Below are 1,603 nucleotides of genomic sequence, written 5' to 3' on the forward strand. Positions count from 1 at the left end.
ACAGGGTATCAGAGGGTGCGACACTCATCCTGACACTGGGGGCCCGTCAGACGGCTGTTCTTGCGTTTCAGTTTGGTGATGGTATCTCCAATATTCTTACCCCAACGTCGGGATATTTCATGGCAGGGCTTGCAGTGGCAGGTGTGTCGTGGAGTAAGTGGATCAAATGGATACTTCCATTAGCGATTCTTCAACTAGGTATGGCAAGTCTCATGATTGCGCTGGCTCAGATCTTTTCCTGGACATAAATAAGGCATCAATAATGCGTATTAACAAAATCACGGTATATGGTGTACGTCTTCCGCTTAAACAACCATTTAAGATTGCCTATGATACTTATCACGATATCGCCAGCCTGATTGTCAGCATCGAGACTGCTTCTGGCCAGATTGGCTGGGGTGAAGCCGTGGTAGACCAGCATGTGTCGGGAGAAACGTATCTTGGCGCACGAGAAATCATCACCCGAGAGCTAGCGCCGTTACTAATGGGCACCGACGCCAGTGATATTGCGCAATTCCATCATGCTGCCAACCTTAAAATTCGCCATAACCCCTCGGCGAAAGCAGCTCTCGATATTGCGCTTCACGACCTGGTGGCGCGTGAATGCGGAAAGCCGCTTTATGCGCTGCTAGGTGGGCGTAGCCATGCTAGATTGGAACTTCCATATGTTATTAGCATGTTAGCGCCGGAGGAGATGGCACGTCAGGCGAAAGAGGCTGCTCGGCGAGGTTATCAGTCCATCAAAATCAAACTGGGCGATACGCCGGAATATGATGTTGAGCGGATTGCACGGGTTAGAGAAGCACTAGATCGATCGGTTGCGCTACGTGTAGATGCCAATCAAGGGTGGAGTGCAAAGCAAGCGCTTCAGGTCATTCGGCATGCAGCGCCCTATCAAGTGGATTGGTTTGAACAGCCCGTCGCTATGGAGAACCTCGCCGCCATGGCCCGTGTGACGCAGTCGACCGATGCCATGATTATGGCTGATGAGCCTATTCATGGGGTTAAAGAGATGCTGGAGGTGATTCAACTAAACGCTGCTGACATGGTTAACATCAAGCTAATGAAATCCTCTGGCCTACGCCCTGCTATGGCGATGGCAGAGGTCGGAATGGCGGCGGATATACCCTGCCAGATCGGCTCTATGGTGGAGTCCTCGATCGCGACGCTCGCGGGTGCCCATTTAGCGCTGGCGCATCCCAATATCATTGCGAATGACTTGGTGGGGCCCGCCATGATTGGCGAAGATGTTGCCCAGATGCCGGGAGATGAAACGCATATTGTGTTGGACGATTCACCTGGACTTGGCGTGACTATCGACAGGAGTCGAGTGCGGGATCTCAGCGAATTTGTCGACACCATTGACTGAACCAAGATGTACTCTCGGGCAGGAGTGAAGTAAGAAGATGTTCTCTTCTTTGGTGCTTCTGCCCGATAGTTATCAATGCTGTTATAAAATCTCAAGCGTATGAATATATAAACATATTAATAGCGTTAAGCTTTTAATAGGGGTTAAATGAGGTGATTGTTTGGCACAAAGCAATTGCTAGCTGTTTAGCTATAACCTGAATCCGTGAGACCGGCCCCCGGAAGCACTTCTAAC

The 1,603-nt window shown here is 50.3% G+C and carries 1 protein-coding gene and 1 pseudogene; both read left to right on the top strand.

Annotated features, from left to right (window positions below):
* Positions 1-248 (top strand): annotated as a pseudogene (locus INT19_RS08045) (hypothetical protein); the annotation flags it as partial.
* 14 nt (positions 249-262) lie between these two features.
* Positions 263-1,369 carry a mandelate racemase/muconate lactonizing enzyme family protein gene (locus tag INT19_RS08050; RefSeq protein WP_193060390.1) on the top strand — a complete coding sequence of 369 codons (1,107 nt, stop codon included), beginning with the start codon at positions 263-265 and terminating at the stop codon, positions 1,367-1,369.
* Positions 1,370-1,603 lie beyond the last annotated feature (234 nt).

It is taken from the genome of Halomonas sp. 3A7M, from assembly GCF_014897875.1.
In the GTDB taxonomy this organism is placed as follows: Bacteria; Pseudomonadota; Gammaproteobacteria; order Pseudomonadales; family Halomonadaceae; genus Vreelandella.